An 18977-nucleotide genomic window follows, 5' to 3' on the forward strand; every position below is an offset into this window, starting at 1 on the left:
GAGGGCAGGCCTCACAATTAGATGTCACAGAATTTTCTTTAACCACTCGATTTCTCCGAACTTCTTTTGAAATTGTGGACGGGTCTTTTCCTAACTTAGCTGCTATAGCTGAGAAGGGCTTTAGCTGTTCAATTCCTATTTGAATATCGTTGCGATCAGAGAGAGTTAAGTGTTTGTTTTTCATTGTCAGTTACCAACTTGTCCCATAGTAAGTTCTACCTTATTTTTTTGTCTCAGTCTAATTTCCAGTTTTGGTGTTAGACTAGAATTTACTTTGAGAATTTAGGTACATGAAAAGGTTACATGAAAAGCAATTGAAATCCTTGTTAAATATCTTTAAATGAAGTATAATAAGGAATAATGGAATTTCAGAAAGTAGGTGTAAGTATGGGATTTACAGAAGAGACTGTGCGCTTCAAATTAGACGACGGCAATAAAAAAGAAATCAGTGAAACACTCACAATGGTTTACCGTTCGCTTGACGAAAAGGGCTATAATCCAATCAATCAAATCGTGGGTTACGTCTTGAGTGGGGATCCAGCTTATGTTCCTCGCTATAACGATGCCCGTAACCAAATTCGCAAATATGAGCGTGATGAAATCGTTGAAGAACTTGTCCGCTACTATCTTAAAGGAAACGGGATTGATTTAAAATGAGAATCATGGGACTAGATGTTGGCTCTAAAACTGTCGGAGTAGCGATTAGCGACCCTCTCGGTTTTACAGCGCAAGGACTTGAAATCATTAAAATCAATGAAGAAGCTGATGAATTTGGCTTTGACCGCTTAGGAGAACTTGTTAAGCAATACAAGGTTGATAAGTTTGTAGTTGGTCTGCCCAAAAATATGAATAATACAGAAGGCCCTCGTGTTGAGGCTAGCAAAGCCTACGGTGAGAAGATTACAACTTTATTTAATCTTCCAGTTGAGTATCAGGATGAGCGTTTGACGACTGTTCAGGCAGAGCGCATGTTAGTTGAACAAGCTGATGTTAGCCGTGGTAAACGTAAAAAAGTCATTGATAAATTAGCGGCACAGCTTATTTTACAAAATTATTTAGACAGAATGTTTTAAACAAAAAGGAGAATCTATGGCACATAACCATAATCACGATCATGACCATGATCACGAAGTCATTACACTGGTAGATGAGCAAGGCAATGAAACTTTATTTGAAATTCTTTTAACCATTGATGGTCGCGAAGAATTTGGCAAGAACTATGTTCTTTTGGTACCAGCGGGTGCAGAAGAAGATGCGAATGGTGAAATTGAAATTCAAGCTTACTCATTTACAGAAAATGAAGATGGTACAGAAGGTGACCTTCAACCAATTCCAGAAGACTCGGATGCCGAGTGGGATATGATCGAAGAAGTTTTCAATAGCTTCCTAGATGAAGGTGAATAAGATATAAGAAAGTGGTCTGAAAATGATGCATGTCAGGAAAGTTGACTAAAGTAGGTAAACTTTCCTGTTGTTTAATCTTTTAAGTAAAATCACGATATAAGGAGCTTGGGACATTGCATTGTCCCAGCTTTTTTGTTATCTTAACTTATTTTCGAATAAATAGGTTGGAGGTAATAAATGGCAAAATTATTACTGTTAACCAAGGAAGAGGAACTTTTTTTGGATGACTATCAAAAGCAGACCTATCACCGTTTTAGAGATATTTTATTTTATGCTTTACTTATTGAAAAATTGACTAAATCGTAGTTTCTGATATACTGGAAGTATATTAGTCAAGGAGAAGAGATGTGAATCAAACACCAGAAGAGCTCCTCTTGGAGAAGGATAGTCGTGTAGACTATAGTCGTTCACAACGTCGTCAAGCAGAAAAAAATACGCACCGCGAAGAAACGAAAAAAACAAAGGTGCCACTTGTACATAAATTTCATATTGCTTTTTTTAGTATTTTAACAGCCTGTTTGACAGTTGCTTTACCATTTTTTTCAGATTTGGCAAATAGCCTGCAATCTCAAAATATTTATACCGGTATGATGATGACCAGTGGTCAGTTACCTTTTAGTGATATCTTTGCTACCGGTGGTTTTCTCTATTACGTTTTGATTGCCATAGGGTACTATTTGGGCACAAGTCTCTGGTTGGTTTTGGTAACTTTCTTGGCAACTTACGTATCAGGAATTTATCTTTATAAAATTTTTAATTATTTTACCAATAGTACCAAAATTTCTGCGGCAGCCAATACTATTTTTTATTTGTTGAACATTGCATTAGGGTTTGGTGGTCTATATCCTAGCCAATGGGCCATACCTTTTGTGCTAGTCTCTCTCTGGTTTTTGGTGAAATACTTTGCAGGAATTATTAAGGATGAAGCCTTTATTCTCTATGGCTTTGCAGGAGCTGCTGCCATGCTTTTAGATCCTCGCACCTTGGTTTTCTGGGCTTTGTCTTTCTTAACAATTGGAGTTTATAATATTGGTAAAAAACATGTTGCTAGAGGTTTTTATCAGCTCCTGTGCATCATTTTTGGAACTATTTTAGTCTTTTATACAGCTGGTTTCTTTATTCTCAATTTGCAGATTTTATTGCCTTATCTGAAACAGGCTGTGGTGTACCCTTTTACTTTCTTTGTAGCTGGTAAGGAAAATTTTCTATTAGGAATTGCTTTCCAAATGTTCGCTGCTTTAGCATCGGGATTACTTCTCGGATTTTTTACTTTCCTTAAGCACATTTCTAAAGGAGAAGATAAAGTTGCAAAATGGCTAATTTTTCTCACTGCTATTGTCTATCTTGTTATTGCTTGCCTATCTCAAGATTTTCATTTGTATCACTTGTTAAACTTCTTGCCATTTGGTTTGGTATTGTCTGTTTTGGGGTTAAATCACTATTATCAATCAAGTCGTAGTAAATCTGCCCATCGTAGTAAAAAATCAGGTCGTGAGGGTGCTCGTTTCTTTGAGTTGTATTTGGAACGTCATCTGTATCTCCCTGTTTTCGTCTTTTTAGTAAGCATAGGTTTGTCAGCTTTCCACTATGTCAGTTCGCTTGATATTAATGCTCAACGTTCAACAGTCGCCACCTACCTTTCAAGTCAGGTGGCTAGTGATGACAAGGTCTATGTTTGGGATGATTCAGCCAAAATTTACATAGATGGACAATTGAAGAGTAGTACAGAGTTTCCGCTTCCTTCGGTCAACACGATGAAAAAATCGCAGGCGAAGTTATTAGAAGATGAACTTCTTCAAAATAAGTCAGCATTTGTAGTGGTAAATAATAAAGAAAAAATTTCTGAGACAATAGAAAACAATCTCAAAGCTAATTACGATCAGCTTTCAGTAGATGGTGTTTCTAGTTTCACGATTTACAAGAAAAAATAATAAAAAATCAATATCTTGTGTTTATTTAAAAAAACTAACACAAGATATTGATTTTTTTCCCTCTCATGATATAATAGTTGAGCGGAGGATTTTATGATGATGACCTTGGAAAAAGAAAAAATAGTGACACGTTCAGACATGAAAGTCATTAAGCGAGATGGCCGCTTAGTGAATTTTGACGCAGATAAAATTTATAGTGCACTCTTGAAGGCAAGCAACAATGTGACCAAAATGTCACCATTGATTGAGGCTAAGTTGGAGGCTATTGCGGATCGTGTCATTGCTGAAATTTATGAACGTTTTCAAAATAATATTAAAATTTATGAAATTCAAAATATCGTTGAACATGAATTATTAGAAGCAAACGAGTATGCTATCGCTAAGGAATACATCAATTATCGGACAAAACGTGATTTTGATCGTGCTAAAGCGACTGATATCAACTTTACTATTGATAAATTACTCAATAAGGATCAAACGGTTGTTAATGAGAATGCAAACAAGGATAGTGATGTTTTTAATACACAGCGTGATTTAACAGCAGGTATCGTTGGTAAATCAATCGGTCTCAAGATGTTACCTGCCCACGTTGCGAATGCTCACCAAAAAGGTGATATTCATTACCATGACCTTGATTACAGTCCATACACACCGATGACTAACTGCTGCCTTATCGATTTTAAGGGGATGTTGGCGAATGGTTTCAAGATTGGAAATGCTGAGGTTGAAAGTCCTAAGTCTATTCAAACAGCGACAGCTCAGATTTCGCAAATCATTGCCAATGTGGCTTCAAGCCAGTATGGCGGTTGTACGGCAGACCGCATTGATGAATTTTTAGCACCATATGCGGAGCTCAATTATCGAAAACATCTCAAGGATGCACAAGAGTGGGTTGCTGAGGATAAGCGTGAAGATTATGCGCGTGCCAAGACTAAAAAAGATATCTATGATGCCATGCAAAGCCTTGAATATGAAATCAATACACTTTTCACTTCAAATGGGCAGACTCCATTTACTTCACTTGGTTTTGGTTTGGGAACTAACTGGTTTGAACGTGAAATTCAAAAGGCTATTTTGGAAATTCGCATCAAAGGGCTTGGTTCAGAGCATCGCACAGCCATTTTTCCTAAACTCATCTTCACGTTGAAGAGTGGCCTCAATAAAGAAGTTGGGACACCAAACTATGACATCAAGCAGCTGGCTCTTGAGTGTGCTACTAAGCGTATGTATCCAGATGTGCTCTCTTATGATAAGATTATCAGTTTGACAGGTTCTTTCAAGGCACCAATGGGCTGCCGTTCATTCTTGCAAGGATGGAAGGATGAAAATGGGGTGGAGGTCAACTCAGGCCGTATGAACCTTGGTGTTGTCACTGTCAACTTACCTCGTATTGCTATGGAGTCAAACGGGGACTTAAATAAATTCTGGGAAATCTTCGACGAACGTATGGGAATTGCTAGGGATGCTCTTGTTTACCGCGTGGAGCGTGTCAAGGAAGCGACTCCTGCCAATGCTCCAATTCTCTACCAGTACGGTGCCTTTGGTCAACGCCTTGGAAAATATGACAATGTCGATGAACTTTTCAAACATCGTCGTGCTACGGTATCGCTTGGTTATATCGGGCTTTACGAAGTCGCTACTGTCTTTTATGGTGGAAATTGGGAACACAATGCAGAAGCTAAAGAATTTACGGTTTCTATCATTCGTGCTATGAAGAAGTTATGCTCAGATTGGTCTGATGAATACGACTATCATTTTTCAGTTTACTCTACCCCATCAGAAAGCCTAACAGATCGTTTCTGCCGTTTGGATACTGAAAAATTTGGTGTCGTGGCTGATATTACGGACAAGGAATATTATACCAATTCATTCCACTATGATGTTCGTAAAAATCCAACGCCATTTGAAAAGTTGGACTTTGAAAAAGTTTATCCAGAAGCAGGAGCTTCAGGTGGTTTCATTCACTACTGTGAGTATCCAGTTCTTCAGCAAAATCCAAAGGCTTTGGAGGCTGTTTGGGATTACGCTTATGACCGTGTTGGTTACTTGGGAACCAACACGCCGATTGATAGATGTTATCAATGTGGTTTTGAAGGAGACTTTGAACCAACCGAGCGTGGCTTTACTTGTCCCAATTGTGGGAATAGCGATCCTAAGACGGTAGATGTGGTTAAACGGACTTGCGGTTACCTTGGAAACCCTCAAGCGCGCCCTATGGTAAACGGTCGTCACAAGGAGATTTCGGCTCGTGTTAAACATATGAATGGTTCAACAATTAAGAACCCAGGAGTTCATCAGTGATATTATGAGGCTGGGACTGAAGTCACCAGCTTCTTGTATTTTATGCTCTTTGAGGCCAATCTCAGATTTTGGAAGGTTAGGCTTTACTTTTTATAGTTGTCCAATTGATGTGTTTTATCATTTTGTACGTCTCTCTAGAACAGAAAGTGATAGAGAAACTTTGAATTTCAAAGGCTATGAAAAGTTTATTTTTTTGTTTTTATCATAGAAGGAGAAGATAGTGGGAAAGTATCAATTAGATTATAAAGGTATGCAGCAAGTGGAACGGTTTCACGAGAAACATTCCAATGTCAAAAGCGATAAGAAAGCACGTGTACAAGCTTTATTAAAAAAGTTGGGAAGAAGAAATAATGGAACTACGAAGACCAACTTTGGCTGACAAGGAAGCTGTCTTGGATATGATGACTGAGTTTGAAGCGACAGGCTCTAGAACTGATGGTGGTTTTTGGAATACTGAAAATTTTGACTACGAGGAGTGGTTGGTTGGAAATGCTCACGCAGAGATGGGGATTAATATTCCAGATGGTTGGGTGCCAGCTATTCAGTTTGTTTCTTTTGATAATGGCAGAGCAATTGGTTTTTTACATTTGCGGCTTGCCTTAAATGCGACTCTTTTGGAAAAAGGTGGTCATATAGGATATTCTGTTAGACCTAGTGAGCGTCATAAAGGCTATGCCAAAGGGCAACTAAGGCAAGGTTTGCGACAAGCAGCTAAAAAAAATTTATCCAAGGTGTTAATTACTTGTGATAAAACCAATGAAGCTAGTCGAAGAACAATCTTGGCTTGCGGTGGTATTTTAGAAGATGTCAGGGAGGGAACTGAACGCTATTGGATAGATACGCTCAATAAATAGGAGGATATAATGGTAGAGACATGGAATACGCCAAAACCCGGAGAGTGGAAATCAGAAGAACTTAGTCAGGGACGAATTATTGATTACAAGGCTTTTAATTTTGTGGATGGAGAAGGTGTACGGAACTCACTATATGTTGCGGGGTGCATGTTTCATTGTCAGGGATGTTATAATGTGGCTACATGGAATTTCAAAGCGGGCATGCCTTACACCCAAGAATTAGAAGAGCAGATTATGACAGATTTGGCGCAACCTTATGTTCAAGGTCTAACCTTGCTGGGTGGGGAACCTTTTCTGAATACAGGTATTCTTATTCCGCTTGTCAAACGAATTCGCAAGGAACTGCCTGAGAAAGATATCTGGTCTTGGACGGGCTACACTTGGGAAGAGATGATGCTAGAAACGCCAGATAAGTTAGAATTATTAAGTATGGTAGATATTCTGGTAGATGGGCGCTATGATCGGTCCAAGCGCAACCTCATGTTGCAGTTTCGTGGCTCGTCAAACCAACGTATCATTGATGTGCAAAAATCTTTGGCTCAAGGTAAAATCGTTATCTGGGATAAGCTCAATGATGGTGACCAAAATTTTGAGCAAATCAAACGTGACCGTTTAATATAAGTAAACTGGGCTGGGCGAAATGCCCAGTTTTTTAAGAGCGGTAATAGAGTGATTTCAAGGATATTGAAAACCTTTCCTATCTTTCCCGGTTGTCAACTTGTTTGATGTAGGACAACTTAAAAAACTAAATGTGCATTACTAAGCTATTCTGGATTGTCATTGCGTATAGGTTTTACAGAGGTCTGATTTCCACAAGTTATCCCCAGAAATAAGATAGACTTATCCACAACTTGTGAATAAGTGTGGATAAAGCTGTGGGTTTTAGTAAGAACTAATATCCAAAGAGTATCTAAATAAGCTTACAAAAAGCATTTTCACAAAGAGACTTTTCCACAATTCCTGTTCATTTAGAGGAAATCTTGTGGAAAAGTCTTTTTCAATTTATGAAACTACTTTAACAAAAACAAGTTGTTTTTCAGTTGATAGGTCAGGGCGATAGCTAAAACCACCAAATGTTAGGGATTTAATCTCTGTAACAGTCTCTACAGAGGCTTTCACGGCTGCAGTTAAAAATTGTCCGCGTGCTTTTTTTGAAATTGTAGAATGTTTTTTGAGTTGCCCATCCTTTTCTTCTATGAAGATAACATTGACAAAATTTTTACGAACAGAGGCGGAAAAAACCTCTTCAAACTCACTGGAAAGTAAAGAAATTGCTACTTTGTTATTGGTGACGAAATTGTCAAACTCCTTACGCCAAAAGGCTTTTAGGGATTTGCCATCAATCTTAAAAGGCGTGTTGAAGTCTAGTCGGTGCGCAGCAATACTTTCACGCACGGGTATGATCCCGTATAAGGCACTTGTAATAAAAATATGCTCGTCTAAGTAAGCTAGTTCGTCTGTGGATAACTCTTCGCGGACAATGTGCCGATACATGAGACCGTTAAAGAGGTGTAGGGCCGGGTAGTTTGCTGCTTGATTGGTAACAAGAAGAGCCCAACGTTTGGCTTCTTCCTCGGCAGCAGGAAGGCTGAGTTTGTAGCATCTGGCTAGTTCATCTGTGGATAACTTTGCCAGTTCATGGGCAATAGCAGAGCTTTTTGAAGTTAGTGGCTTATGAGAGCTCTGAGTCAGAATTTTCATTTCTTTAGCAGTAGGAATTAAAAAGGTTATCATGCTTTTATTATCAAAAAATGTCTGAAGAATGTCAAGCGAGGAGAAACTGCAAACTTGCTAACAAGCAAGGCAAGTTCACCATTTTTGTAGAGAGTAAAAGTAGAATACTTTTAACTTGATAAAGGTGAAGAGAGGTGTTTTAAACTTTTTGAAATCCAATTCAGCTATTGTTGGCTTGATGAACTTCAATCTTATCTATCTTAGAACCTGTATTCATACTTCAGTACCTCCATCTAAGGCTAGTTTTTGAGCTACTCCTCGTTAGTTTTTTTCAAAATACAGTCAGTATTCTTTCAAAAAACTACCTTGATTAGCGAAAAACTATCTCTTATATAAAAGCACTTCACTTGTAAATACAGGTTCTTAGTGTATGACATTGATTGTCATTGAGTATTGGTTTTTCTCCGAGCAAAATCAATAAATTTAAATTTTTCAAGTTTGTGTCGGCTCTCAGTGAATTGAAATTGCTGATTAGTGGTTAGATAGACTTTTGATTTAACAGAAACGACATGATGTTCAGAGCCGATGTCAAGGAGAATTTTATCTTGTTCAGTAAGTTGATCAATTGTGATTTCTTTTTGGGCATAAGCGATGTCTAAATGCAATTGATTTTCTAAGTAATTATAGATTGAACGCTCTGCTATTTCTCGTGTGAAATTTGGGACAATAGCCTTGCTAAGGTAATCAATATCAAGAACGGAGGCTGTCCCATCAACAACTCTTTGACGCGTTATGCGCCAAACAAGACTGTTAATAGGGAAACCTGTTAAGTCATTTAGTGCCTTGTTGATAATTACTTTATCAATGCTGATAACATTTGTTTTTGAGTTTATTCCCAATTTATCGACAAGTTCTTGGTAACTGGTAAGCTCTGAGACTGGAAAATTGATGTGTTCGTGCTTGATGATTTGAGAACCGGATCCATGGCGTTTTTGGATTAACCCTGCTTCAGCTAGTAGTGATAGGGCTTTACGAATCGTATCGCGACTAGCTTGGTAAATCTGAGTTAGTTCGGATTCGGTTGGGAGGTAGTCTCCAACGAGGTAGCTGCCGTTGTGGATGGATTCTTCGAGTTGTTTAAAGATATGCTCATATTTTTTCATGTTATTTTCCCTGTATAATGATGTCTAAACAAAAAATTAATTTTAAGTTGTTTTTATTTTACCATACAACTAGCTTAATTTAGGGTGAAAAATTGTTTTTTTATCACAAACAACTTGCAGACAAATAAGTAAACGGTTACAATATAGGTGTAAATCATCCGTACGTAAGATTTCGAGTCAAGTGAGATCAACTCTTGCTAATAAGGGCAAAAGCTCTGCTATTTTATAAAAAAGGAGTCCTATCATGGGAAAATTTGAAAAAGAAGCCCGCGAGCTGTTACAGGCAATTGGCGGTAAAGAAAATGTTGTCGCGGTAACCCACTGTGCAACTCGAATGCGTTTTGTTTTGGGAGATCCAAGTAAGGCTGATGTCAAAACAATTGAGAAAATTTCAGCTGTTAAGGGAACCTTTACCAATGCAGGTCAGTTCCAAGTCATCATTGGAAATGACGTGCCGATTTTCTACAATGACTTCTCTGCTGTTTCTGGCATTGAAGGTGTGTCTAAAGAAGCAGCTAAGTCAGCGGCCAAATCCAATCAAAACCCAATTCAGCGGGTGATGACCATGCTGGCTGAGATTTTTACACCGATTATTCCAGCCATTATCGTAGGTGGTTTGATTTTAGGATTCCGTAACATCCTCGAAGGGGTTCCGTTTGAAATGCTCGGCCAAAAAATGGTTGATGGGAAGGCCGTTTTTGATGCTAATGGTGACAAAGTTTGGAATACAATTGTTGACGTTTCTCAATTCTGGTCGGGGGTTAATTCTTTCCTATGGTTGCCAGGTGAAGCGATTTTCCACTTCCTTCCAGTGGGGATTACTTGGTCTGTGACGCGTAAGATGGGAACGACTCAAATTTTAGGGATTGTACTCGGGATTTCATTGGTGTCTCCTCAGTTGCTGAATGCTTATGCAGTGGGAAGTACTTCCGCAGCAGAAATTGCGAAAAATTGGGTTTGGGACTTTGGTTTCTTTACCGTTAACCGTATCGGTTATCAGGCACAAGTTATTCCAGCCCTCTTAGCAGGCCTGTCCTTATCTTATCTTGAAATTTTCTGGCGGAAACGCATTCCAGAAGTGGTGTCAATGATTTTTGTTCCATTTCTGTCCTTAATTCCGGCGCTGATTTTGGCGCATACCGTGTTAGGTCCAATCGGCTGGACTATCGGTAAAGGTATTTCCTTCGTGGTTCTGGCAGGTCTGACTGGCCCTGTGAAATGGCTCTTTGGTGCAATTTTCGGTGCCCTTTATGCGCCGTTGGTTATTACTGGTCTGCACCATATGACCAATGCGATCGATACCCAGTTAATTGCGGACACAGCTACTCACACAACTGGCCTTTGGCCAATGATTGCCCTGTCAAATATTGCTCAAGGTTCAGGTGTCTTGGCTTACTACTGGATGAATCGTAAAAATGAACGTGAAGCTGAAATTTCACTTCCAGCAGCTATCTCAGCTTATCTAGGCGTTACAGAACCAGCCCTCTTCGGTGTCAATGTGAAATACGTTTACCCATTTGTGGCAGGAATGATTGGTTCTGGTATTGCAGGTCTTTTGTCAACAACCTTCAATGTTCAAGCCAACTCTATCGGTGTCGGCGGACTGCCAGGCTTCATGGCGATTAACACCAAATACATGATTCCATTCTTTGTTTGTATGGCAGTTGCTATCGCTGTTCCATTTGCCCTGACCATCTTCTTCCGTAAAGCAAATATTTTCACTAAAACAGAAGATGAAGGAAAAGAAGTAGAAGAAGCTTCAGCTACTTCAACATCAGTGGAAGATGCACAAGTTCCATCAGGAACAAAAGTTATTCTGCAAAGTCCCCTCACTGGTCAAGCGCGTGAACTTAGCACTGCTGTTGACCCAGTATTTGCTCAAGGGGTTATGGGACAAGGCGTCCTTATAGATCCGACAGAAGGTGAATTGGTTGCGCCGGTAGATGGTATTGTTTCGGTGCTTTTCCCAACGAAACATGCTATTGGTCTTGTTTCTACAGATGGTGTAGAAATTCTAATGCACATTGGTATGGATACGGTTAACCTTGATGGAAAAGGGTTTGAAGCTCATGTTACTCAAGGTGATCATGTTAAGGCTGGTGATAAGTTAATAAGTTTTGATATTTCAGCTATCAGAGAAGCAGGCTATCCAGTCGAAACACCAGTCATCGTGACGAATCAAGACACTTATCTTCCTACAGAAATGGTTTCACTTCCGACAGATATTGAGCGTGGTAGTGAGTTGATGACTGCAATGAAATTGTGATGACTGCTAAGGGTATCTTTTAAATTATTGGTCTAGCTTGTTTTTATCCTAAAAGTCGTTATAATTAGTGTGAAAACATCCATGAGAAAGGAATAGAGAATGTTTGATAGGACTAAAGTTGTGTACCAAATCTATCCCAAATCTTACAAGGACACTACGGGAAATGGTGTGGGGGATTTACGTGGTATTATTGAAAAACTCCCCTATCTTCGTGAGTTAGGGATTGATATGATCTGGCTAAACCCATTTTATCCAAGTCCTCAGCATGACAATGGTTATGACATTTCAGATTACACTGCGGTGAATCCTGACTTTGGCACCATGGCAGACTTTGAAGAAATGGTGGCTGTTGGAAAAGAATTAGGCATCGAATTCATGCTGGACATGGTTCTCAACCACTGCTCGACAGACCACGAATGGTTCCAAAAAGCCCTCGCTGGCGACAAATACTACCAGGATTTCTTTATCCTGCGTGACCAACCTACTGATTGGGTTTCCAAGTTCGGTGGCAATGCTTGGGCGCCATTTGGTGATACAGGGAAATACTATCTCCATCTCTTTGATGTGACGCAAGCAGATCTTAACTGGCGCAATCCCCATGTCCGTGAAGAACTTTTTAAAGTCGTTAACTTTTGGAAAGACAAGGGGGTTAAAGGCTTCCGTTTTGATGTTATCAACTTGATTGGTAAAGATGAAGTCCTAGAAGACTGCCCTATCAATGACGGCAAACCTGCCTACACTGATCGTCCGATTACGCATGATTACCTCAAGATGATGAATAATGCCACCTTTGGAAAAGAAGAAGGCTTTATGACGGTTGGGGAAATGTCTGCTACGACCATTGAAAATTGCATTCTCTACACAGCTCCTGAGCGTGAAGAGTTGTCTATGGCTTTCAACTTTCACCATTTGAAAGTCGATTACAAAGATGGTCAAAAATGGACCATTATGGATTTTGACTTTGAGGAACTCAAACGACTCTTCCATACTTGGGGAGAAGGGATGAGTGAAGGTAACGGTTGGAATGCGCTGTTTTACAATAACCACGATCAACCGCGTGCCCTCAATCGTTTTGTGGACGTGAAAAATTTCCGCAATGAAGGAGCAACCATGCTGGCGGCCTCTATCCACCTTTCTCGAGGAACACCTTATATTTACATGGGAGAAGAGATTGGGATGATTGACCCAGATTATGATTCTATGGCAGACTATGTGGATGTTGAGAGTCTCAATGCTTATCAAATCATGTTGGACGAGGGCAAATCTGAAGAAGAAGCTTTCAAGATTATCCAAGCTAAATCTCGTGATAACTCGAGAACTCCAATGCAGTGGGATGATAGCCAAAATGCTGGTTTCTCAACAGGGACACCTTGGCTAAAAGCAGGCAAGTCTTATCCAGAGATTAATGTGAAAAATGAGAAGGAAGGCCCAATCTTTACCTTCTATCAAGACTTGATTCAATTGCGTAAAGAGATGCCTTTAATCGCAGAAGGAGACTATAAGGCAGCTTATAAAGATAGTGATAAGGTTTATGCCTTTGAGCGTCAGCTTGGCGATGAAAAACTCCTTGTCCTAAACAACTTCTTTGCTGAAGAAGTAACCCTTGACCTAGCTGATTATGCCTCAGGTCAAGTTTTGATCAGCAACTATAAAGACACTGTCTTAGCAGATCAGATTACTCTCAAACCTTATCAAACTCTTGCTATTTTAAAAAAATAAAATGTGTGTTATCCAGTAGTAAGAGTGGAAATAAGATGAGATTTCACTAAAAAGAGAAGGGTTAAGCAATAATATCCTTCTCTTTTTAGTTTCTAATAGATAATATTGTAAAACTCTTCCCCAATCATTTATTTTGGTGGAAGAGTTTTTGTGATTTATTCTTCTTCTGGATAGACTAAGCCCCAGTCTTTTCTGAGTTTGGTCATGATAGCCATAACTTCTTGGCTATAAGCAAGGTGCATCTCATTTTCGATACCAGCGACAGCTTTTTCCATATCTTGGACCTCATAGGAGAGGGCTTGACTGGTGTCTCCTGCTTCAATGATATCTTGGTGGCCATCTTCTGTATAGGTGATGATGGCTTTTTGACCACGAGGGTATTCATAAAGTTCAATGTAGCCTTTATCGTAGGCAATGGTACCGCGTTTAGGTTGTTTAGCGTGTAAGGTAAGGGCAATAGTAGCCATTTCTCCTTTGGGATTACTTAATAAAATTCCCACCTGTTCATCAACCCCAGTTGGTGCTAATTTTACTTGAGAGCTGATTTGATCAGGCGTTTCAGACATAAACCAGCGAACAAAAGATAGGGCATAAACCCCAATGTCAAGGAGGGCTCCACCAGCTAGATTTCTATTAAAGAAACGATTGGTCATGTCGTAATCTTTATAGCTTCCAAAGTTCATTTGAATCATTTTTAGATCCCCCAAGGCTTGTGATTGGACCAGTTCGCGGAGACGGCGGTAAATAGGCATATGGAAAATAGTCATCGCTTCAGCGAGAATGACTTGGTTTTCTTCGGCAAGCGCGATAGCCTCTTCCAGTTCCTCTGAATTGAGTGTAATAGACTTCTCACAAAGGACGTGCTTTCCTGCTGACAAGGCCTTTCTTAGATAGTTAATATGGGTATTATGAGGGGTTGAGATGTAAATAATATCTACCTCAGGATCTTCAAATACCTCATCAATGGTTTGATAAACTTTCTGAATACCATATTTTTGAGCAAATTCTAGACCTTTATCATAGGTACGATTAGCAACGGAGTAGAGGTTGCCGCCTAGTGACTGCAAAGCTTGAGCTAATTCATTAGCAATGACCCCAGTTCCTAGGGTAGCCCATTTGTATTGTGTTTTATTCATAAATAAAACCTCCTTGATTTTAGTATAGCATTATTTTTGTAAAAAAGGGGTCATCCGCTTTGCAGGAAATACTGATTTTTTTGTGACTATGTTATAATGATTGTATGAATTCAAGAGAAGTGAGCTACTATGAAAATTGAAACATTATTTCCAGAGGCAGTGATTCGTCAAGATAGAGATTTGTCACTGGTTCAGGATTACTTAGAATTATTGTTAGACGAGCAGTATGTTTATTTGCCAAAGGGCTCCTTATCAAAACGTGAACAGCTTTTATTAGGACTATCCTCCAAAAGTTTGCTAGGAGAGCCACAGATGGTTGATACCTGGCAGACTTATTTTTTACAAAAGCAGGGAAGAATTCCTCAAAGTTTTGAATGTGTTCAAATGGTTTACATTGAGCATCGGCAGCCATTGTCACAGGAACTGAAGGAATTTTTTACTAGTTTATTGGTTAATTTGGAGGCTTTAGTTGATCTGTCTCCAACGCGTACCTTACTTCTACTTAATCAAGAAACATTCTTTGATGTTGAAACACTTGTTCAGGATATTTTACCGACGATTGAGAGTGATTTCGGGATGAAGTTGACGGTATTTTTTGGTAATAGTTGGACAAAACTTAAGGGTGATGAATTGCGGATTTATTTTGACAATGAAAACAGTCTCTTTTCTGAGTTTATTCACTACAAGGCGGACGAAAATCTAATTTCTTTCTCGCAGGCTATTCTTTGGGGACTAGCTCATAGAAGCAATCTCTCAGCTATCAAATCCAAAATTTTGCAAGACATTAATGAGAGTAAAGATATTAGAGATATCATCGTAACGATGTGGGAAGAGCATGGCAATTTAGTTCAGACGGCTCAAAAACTTTTTATTCATCGGAACTCTCTGCAATACAAGTTGGATAAATTTGCCAGCTTGTCGGGACTTAACTTGAAAAAATTAGATGATTTGGCCTTTTGTTATCTCCTCATTTTGACGGATTGATTTTTAGTCACCTTGCACAAAAGACTTTGTCAGGGATGACTATACCATGAAAACGTTATCTTTGTTACAATGAAACCATCAAATAAGAAGCTCTGCTATTTTCCAGAGCAATGAAGAAGGAGCCTATCATGGTTGAATTAAATCTAAATCACATCTTTAAAAAATATCCAAACGCAACTCACTATGCTGTTGAAGATTTTAATTTGGATATTAAAGACAAAGAATTTATCGTTTTCGTTGGTCCTTCAGGTTGTGGTAAATCAACAACACTTCGTATGGTGGCCGGTCTTGAAGATATCACTGAGGGTGAATTGAAGATTGATGGTGAAGTAGTTAATGACAAAGCACCAAAAGACCGTGACATTGCCATGGTTTTCCAAAACTATGCCCTTTACCCACACATGACTGTTTACGATAATATGGCTTTTGGCTTGAAATTGCGTAAATACTCTAAAGAAGATATTGACAAACGTGTGAGAGAAGCTGCTCAAATCCTTGGTTTGACTGAGTTCTTACAACGTAAACCAGCAGATTTGTCAGGTGGTCAACGTCAACGTGTAGCTATGGGACGTGCTATTGTTCGTGATGCCAAAGTATTTTTGATGGATGAGCCTTTGTCAAACTTGGATGCTAAATTGCGTGTATCAATGCGTTCAGAAATTGCAAAAATTCACCGTCGTATTGGGGCAACTACAATCTACGTTACTCACGACCAAACAGAAGCCATGACTTTGGCTGACCGCATTGTCATTATGTCTTCTACTAAGAATCCAGATGGTTCAGGTACTATTGGTCGTGTTGAACAAATTGGATCTCCACAAGAACTTTACAACCAACCAGCTAATAAATTTGTTGCCGGATTTATCGGAAGTCCAGCGATGAACTTCTTTAATGTCACTGTTGAAAAAGATCGTCTTGTTAGCAAAGATGGCTTTACTCTCGCTCTTCCTGCTGGTCAAGCTAAGGTTCTTGAAAGTAAAGGTTATCTTGGCAAAGAAGTTATCTTTGGTATTCGTCCAGAAGACGTTTCAAGCAATCTTATTGTTCAAGAAACTTATCCAAACGCAACTGTTACAGCAGAAGTCATGGTATCTGAATTGCTTGGTTCAGAAACAATGCTCTATGTTAAAATTGGTGATGCAGAGTTCGCTTCTCGTGTAGATGCACGTGATTTCCACAACCCAGGAGAAAAAGTTTCTCTTACATTTAACGTAGCTAAGGGACACTTCTTCGATATTGAGACAGAACAAGCAATTCGTTAAGGACCTCCTAAAGAATGAAATCCTCAAGCTTTTGGGGATTTTCTTTTCGGGGGAGATGCAAACGATTGCATTCTAAAAGAATTTTTACTAATACTAAACAAAATTCAGAATCAGGCTAAAACTCAAAACAAGATAGTACTGGTGTAAGGTACAGAGGGTAAAGCCAACATTTAGGTTGATTTTAGTGGTTTTGAACGTCAGAACAGTATTTTTATACTAATTGCTATTGAATACAAATGTTAACAGAAGAAAGCGAGATAATGTGATGAAAAAACATTGGTGGCATAAAGCGACAATATATCAAATCTACCCTAAGTCTTTTAAGGACTCTAACGGTGATGGTATTGGGGATTTAAAAGGGATTACGAGTAAGTTGGATTATTTACAAAAGCTAGGAATTACAGCTATCTGGTTATCTCCTGTTTATCAAAGTCCGATGGATGATAATGGTTATGATATTTCAGATTATCAGGCCATTGCCGATATCTTTGGTGATATGGCTGATATGGATGAATTACTAGCACAAGCCAATCAGCGAGGCATCAAAATTATTATGGATTTGGTGGTTAACCATACCTCTGATGAGCACGCTTGGTTTGTAGAAGCGCGTGAACATCCAGATAGTGATGCGCGTGATTACTATATCTGGCGTGATCAGCCCAATGATCTGGACTCTATTTTTGGAGGGTCTGCTTGGCAATACGATGACAAATCTGGCCAATACTATCTTCATTTTTTCAGCAAAAAGCAGCCTGACTTGAATTGGGAAAATGCTGCCCTCCGTCAAAAAGTCTATGACATGATGAATTGGTGGATTGACAAGGGGATTGCTGGTTTCCGTATGGATGTTATTGACATGATTGGAAAAATTCCTGATCAAAAGATTGCTAACAATGGTCCAAAACTTCATGATTACTTGAAAGAAATGCATCAAGCGACTTTAGCTGGAAAAGACTTGCTGACAGTTGGGGAAACTTGGGGAGCGACTCCTGAAATTGCTAAAAAATACTCTAGCCCAGCTGAGGAAGAATTATCTATGGTCTTTCAGTTTGAGCACATTGGGTTGCAACATAAGCCAAATTCGCCTAAATGGGATTATGAAAAAGGCTTAAATGTTCCAGCGCTTAAGGATATTTTTAACAAATGGCAGACTGAACTAGAGCTGGGTCAAGGTTGGAATTCGCTTTTCTGGAACAATCATGACCTGCCTCGCATCTTGTCAATCTGGGGTGATACGGGCACCTATCGTGAAAAATCAGCCAAAGCGCTAGCTATTGCCCTCCACCTTATGCGTGGCACACCTTACATCTATCAAGGTGAGGAAATTGGCATGACTAACTATCCTTTCAAAGATTTGGGAGAACTTAATGACATTGAGTCTTTGAATTTTGCTGCTGAGTCTTTGGAAAATGGCAGAGCGGTTTCAGAGATTATGGACAGTATTCGCATGATTGGTCGTGATAATGCTAGAACACCAATGCAGTGGGATGCTGACGCTAATGCTGGCTTTTCTAGCAGTCCTCAGACTTGGCTCCCAGTCAATCCAAACCATACACAAATCAATGTTGAAGCTGCGTTGGCTGATCCAGATTCAATCTTCTACACTTATCAAAAGCTCATCAAGCTTCGCAAGGAGAATGATTGGCTAGTTGATGCTGATTTTGAACTTCAAGAAACTACAGATAAAGTTTTTGCCTATAAACGCGTGACAGCTGATGCTAGTTATCTAGTCGTTATTAATCTTTCTGGAGAGGCTCAACCCTTTGACCTAGATATAGATTACCAAGAAACTATTATAACTAATACCTGTGAATTTGAAGTATTTGAAAAGCTTCAACTTCAACCTTGGGACGCTTTCTGCGTTAAGGTCGGATGAGGCATAAGCAAAGTGGAGTTTTAGTTTGATGACATAGTTTCTCAGCCTATTTTTGATGGCTGTGTTGATTTGCATTTTTGAACGATACACATCTGCAACTCACTACTGTTTCACATTAAAGAAGTTGCAAATTGTAAAAAACACGATTTAATTCCATGCAATATGGTAATTAAGTCGTGTTTTTTTGTGAACTTCAAATAATAGAATTTTTATCATCACCTAAATCTCAAAGAAAATCAACATTAGACTAGATAACAGACGTAGGTAGCATTTATGCTAATACTCTTCGAAAATCAAAATTATCCGTTGTCAACTTGCCTTGATGAACTCAAGTTCTATCGTTGGCTTCGTTTCCTAGGCTACTTTTGATTTTCATTGAGTATAAGTATAATTACTAAACCTTAGTT

Annotated in this window: 18 protein-coding genes; 14 read left to right on the forward strand and 4 right to left on the reverse strand. The window is 39.1% G+C overall.

The features are described 5' to 3' along the window. Window positions 1–184 (reverse strand): helix-turn-helix domain-containing protein (locus A3I7_RS13670; protein WP_156812751.1); only part of this gene is annotated, 184 nt, incomplete at its 3' end. 203 nt (window positions 185–387) lie between these two features. Here A3I7_RS13670 and A3I7_RS0107170 point away from each other — a divergent pair. The 9 genes from A3I7_RS0107170 (at window position 388) to nrdG (ending at window position 7111) form a co-directional block, all read left to right on the forward strand. Beyond that, window positions 388–657, forward strand: coding sequence for an IreB family regulatory phosphoprotein (locus A3I7_RS0107170; RefSeq protein ID WP_026217175.1), 270 nt, complete (start codon window positions 388–390; stop codon window positions 655–657). Then, the gene (gene ruvX, locus A3I7_RS0107175; RefSeq protein ID WP_018376110.1) at window positions 654–1073 is read left to right on the forward strand and encodes a Holliday junction resolvase RuvX; all 420 of its coding nucleotides are present in this window, start codon (window positions 654–656) and stop codon (window positions 1071–1073) included. The genes A3I7_RS0107170 and ruvX overlap by 4 nt, the downstream gene beginning before the upstream one ends. A gap of 16 nt (window positions 1074–1089) precedes the next feature. Next, window positions 1090–1404: a DUF1292 domain-containing protein gene (locus A3I7_RS0107180; RefSeq protein ID WP_018376111.1), complete on the forward strand. Its 315-nt coding sequence runs from the start codon at window positions 1090–1092 to the stop codon at window positions 1402–1404. A gap of 177 nt (window positions 1405–1581) precedes the next feature. Beyond that, on the forward strand, window positions 1582–1710 hold the full coding sequence (locus A3I7_RS14760; protein ID WP_018376112.1) for a hypothetical protein: 129 nt from the start codon (window positions 1582–1584) through the stop codon (window positions 1708–1710). A gap of 41 nt (window positions 1711–1751) precedes the next feature. Further along, the gene (locus A3I7_RS0107190) at window positions 1752–3335 is read left to right on the forward strand and encodes a glycosyltransferase family protein (protein WP_018376113.1); all 1584 of its coding nucleotides are present in this window, start codon (window positions 1752–1754) and stop codon (window positions 3333–3335) included. A gap of 96 nt (window positions 3336–3431) precedes the next feature. Next, on the forward strand, window positions 3432–5636 hold the full coding sequence (gene nrdD / locus A3I7_RS0107195; protein WP_026217176.1) for an anaerobic ribonucleoside-triphosphate reductase: 2205 nt from the start codon (window positions 3432–3434) through the stop codon (window positions 5634–5636). Between the two features lie 220 nt (window positions 5637–5856). Further along, on the forward strand, window positions 5857–6015 hold the full coding sequence (locus tag A3I7_RS14090) for a hypothetical protein (protein WP_018376115.1): 159 nt from the start codon (window positions 5857–5859) through the stop codon (window positions 6013–6015). Next, complete coding sequence (locus A3I7_RS0107205) at window positions 5987–6490, forward strand: GNAT family N-acetyltransferase (RefSeq protein WP_018376116.1); 504 nt, start codon at window positions 5987–5989, stop codon at window positions 6488–6490. The genes A3I7_RS14090 and A3I7_RS0107205 overlap by 29 nt, the downstream gene beginning before the upstream one ends. Before the next feature lie 9 nt (window positions 6491–6499). Then, on the forward strand, window positions 6500–7111 hold the full coding sequence (nrdG, locus tag A3I7_RS0107210; protein WP_018376117.1) for an anaerobic ribonucleoside-triphosphate reductase activating protein: 612 nt from the start codon (window positions 6500–6502) through the stop codon (window positions 7109–7111). 381 nt (window positions 7112–7492) lie between these two features. On the opposite strand, the gene yaaA is transcribed toward nrdG, so the two are convergent. Together yaaA and treR are read right to left on the reverse strand one after the other, a co-directional pair. Next, on the reverse strand, window positions 7493–8224 hold the full coding sequence (yaaA, locus tag A3I7_RS0107215) for a peroxide stress protein YaaA (protein WP_018376118.1): 732 nt from the start codon (window positions 8222–8224) through the stop codon (window positions 7493–7495). 383 nt (window positions 8225–8607) lie between these two features. Continuing rightward, window positions 8608–9327: a trehalose operon repressor gene (treR, locus tag A3I7_RS0107220; RefSeq protein ID WP_018376119.1), complete on the reverse strand. Its 720-nt coding sequence runs from the start codon at window positions 9325–9327 to the stop codon at window positions 8608–8610. Window positions 9328–9571: 244 nt separating this feature from the next. On the opposite strand from treR, the gene treP reads away from it, so the two are divergent. Next, complete coding sequence (gene treP, locus A3I7_RS0107225; RefSeq protein ID WP_018376120.1) at window positions 9572–11593, forward strand: PTS system trehalose-specific EIIBC component; 2022 nt, start codon at window positions 9572–9574, stop codon at window positions 11591–11593. A 99-nt stretch (window positions 11594–11692) separates the two neighbouring features. Then, the gene (gene treC / locus A3I7_RS0107230; protein WP_018376121.1) at window positions 11693–13312 is read left to right on the forward strand and encodes an alpha,alpha-phosphotrehalase; all 1620 of its coding nucleotides are present in this window, start codon (window positions 11693–11695) and stop codon (window positions 13310–13312) included. A gap of 155 nt (window positions 13313–13467) precedes the next feature. On the opposite strand, the gene A3I7_RS0107235 is transcribed toward treC, so the two are convergent. Further along, window positions 13468–14448, reverse strand: a complete 981-nt coding sequence (locus tag A3I7_RS0107235) for a Gfo/Idh/MocA family protein (RefSeq protein WP_018376122.1) — start codon at window positions 14446–14448, stop codon at window positions 13468–13470. 129 nt (window positions 14449–14577) lie between these two features. On the opposite strand from A3I7_RS0107235, the gene A3I7_RS0107240 reads away from it, so the two are divergent. The 3 genes from A3I7_RS0107240 to dexB all read left to right on the forward strand — a co-directional run bounded on the left by A3I7_RS0107240 (window position 14578) and on the right by dexB (window position 18570). Then, window positions 14578–15432 (forward strand): helix-turn-helix domain-containing protein, encoded by an 855-nt coding sequence (locus A3I7_RS0107240; protein WP_018376123.1) that lies wholly within the window; start codon window positions 14578–14580, stop codon window positions 15430–15432. Window positions 15433–15560: 128 nt separating this feature from the next. After that, window positions 15561–16694 carry an ABC transporter ATP-binding protein gene (locus tag A3I7_RS0107245; protein ID WP_018376124.1) on the forward strand — a complete coding sequence of 378 codons (1134 nt, stop codon included), beginning with the start codon at window positions 15561–15563 and terminating at the stop codon, window positions 16692–16694. A 265-nt stretch (window positions 16695–16959) separates the two neighbouring features. Next, the gene (gene dexB / locus A3I7_RS0107250) at window positions 16960–18570 is read left to right on the forward strand and encodes a glucan 1,6-alpha-glucosidase DexB (RefSeq protein WP_018376125.1); all 1611 of its coding nucleotides are present in this window, start codon (window positions 16960–16962) and stop codon (window positions 18568–18570) included. Window positions 18571–18977 lie beyond the last annotated feature (407 nt).

This window comes from Streptococcus orisratti DSM 15617 (genome assembly GCF_000380105.1).
Lineage (GTDB): Bacteria > Bacillota > Bacilli > Lactobacillales > Streptococcaceae > Streptococcus > Streptococcus orisratti.

What these genes read in the sequence shown, in the direction of transcription:
- A3I7_RS0107170 (WP_026217175.1), top strand. Translation starts at nt 388, where the DNA reads ATGGGATTTACAGAAGAGACTGTGCGCTTCAAATTAGACGACGGCAAT.
- ruvX (WP_018376110.1), top strand. Translation starts at nt 654, where the DNA reads ATGAGAATCATGGGACTAGATGTTGGCTCTAAAACTGTCGGAGTAGCG.
- A3I7_RS0107180 (WP_018376111.1), top strand. Translation starts at nt 1,090, where the DNA reads ATGGCACATAACCATAATCACGATCATGACCATGATCACGAAGTCATT.
- A3I7_RS14760 (WP_018376112.1), top strand. Translation starts at nt 1,582, where the DNA reads ATGGCAAAATTATTACTGTTAACCAAGGAAGAGGAACTTTTTTTGGAT.
- nrdD (WP_026217176.1), top strand. Translation starts at nt 3,432, where the DNA reads ATGATGACCTTGGAAAAAGAAAAAATAGTGACACGTTCAGACATGAAA.
- A3I7_RS0107205 (WP_018376116.1), top strand. Translation starts at nt 5,987, where the DNA reads ATGGAACTACGAAGACCAACTTTGGCTGACAAGGAAGCTGTCTTGGAT.
- nrdG (WP_018376117.1), top strand. Translation starts at nt 6,500, where the DNA reads ATGGTAGAGACATGGAATACGCCAAAACCCGGAGAGTGGAAATCAGAA.
- yaaA (WP_018376118.1), bottom strand. Translation starts at nt 8,224, where the DNA reads ATGATAACCTTTTTAATTCCTACTGCTAAAGAAATGAAAATTCTGACT.
- treR (WP_018376119.1), bottom strand. Translation starts at nt 9,327, where the DNA reads ATGAAAAAATATGAGCATATCTTTAAACAACTCGAAGAATCCATCCAC.
- treP (WP_018376120.1), top strand. Translation starts at nt 9,572, where the DNA reads ATGGGAAAATTTGAAAAAGAAGCCCGCGAGCTGTTACAGGCAATTGGC.
- treC (WP_018376121.1), top strand. Translation starts at nt 11,693, where the DNA reads ATGTTTGATAGGACTAAAGTTGTGTACCAAATCTATCCCAAATCTTAC.
- A3I7_RS0107235 (WP_018376122.1), bottom strand. Translation starts at nt 14,448, where the DNA reads ATGAATAAAACACAATACAAATGGGCTACCCTAGGAACTGGGGTCATT.
- A3I7_RS0107240 (WP_018376123.1), top strand. Translation starts at nt 14,578, where the DNA reads ATGAAAATTGAAACATTATTTCCAGAGGCAGTGATTCGTCAAGATAGA.
- A3I7_RS0107245 (WP_018376124.1), top strand. Translation starts at nt 15,561, where the DNA reads ATGGTTGAATTAAATCTAAATCACATCTTTAAAAAATATCCAAACGCA.
- dexB (WP_018376125.1), top strand. Translation starts at nt 16,960, where the DNA reads ATGAAAAAACATTGGTGGCATAAAGCGACAATATATCAAATCTACCCT.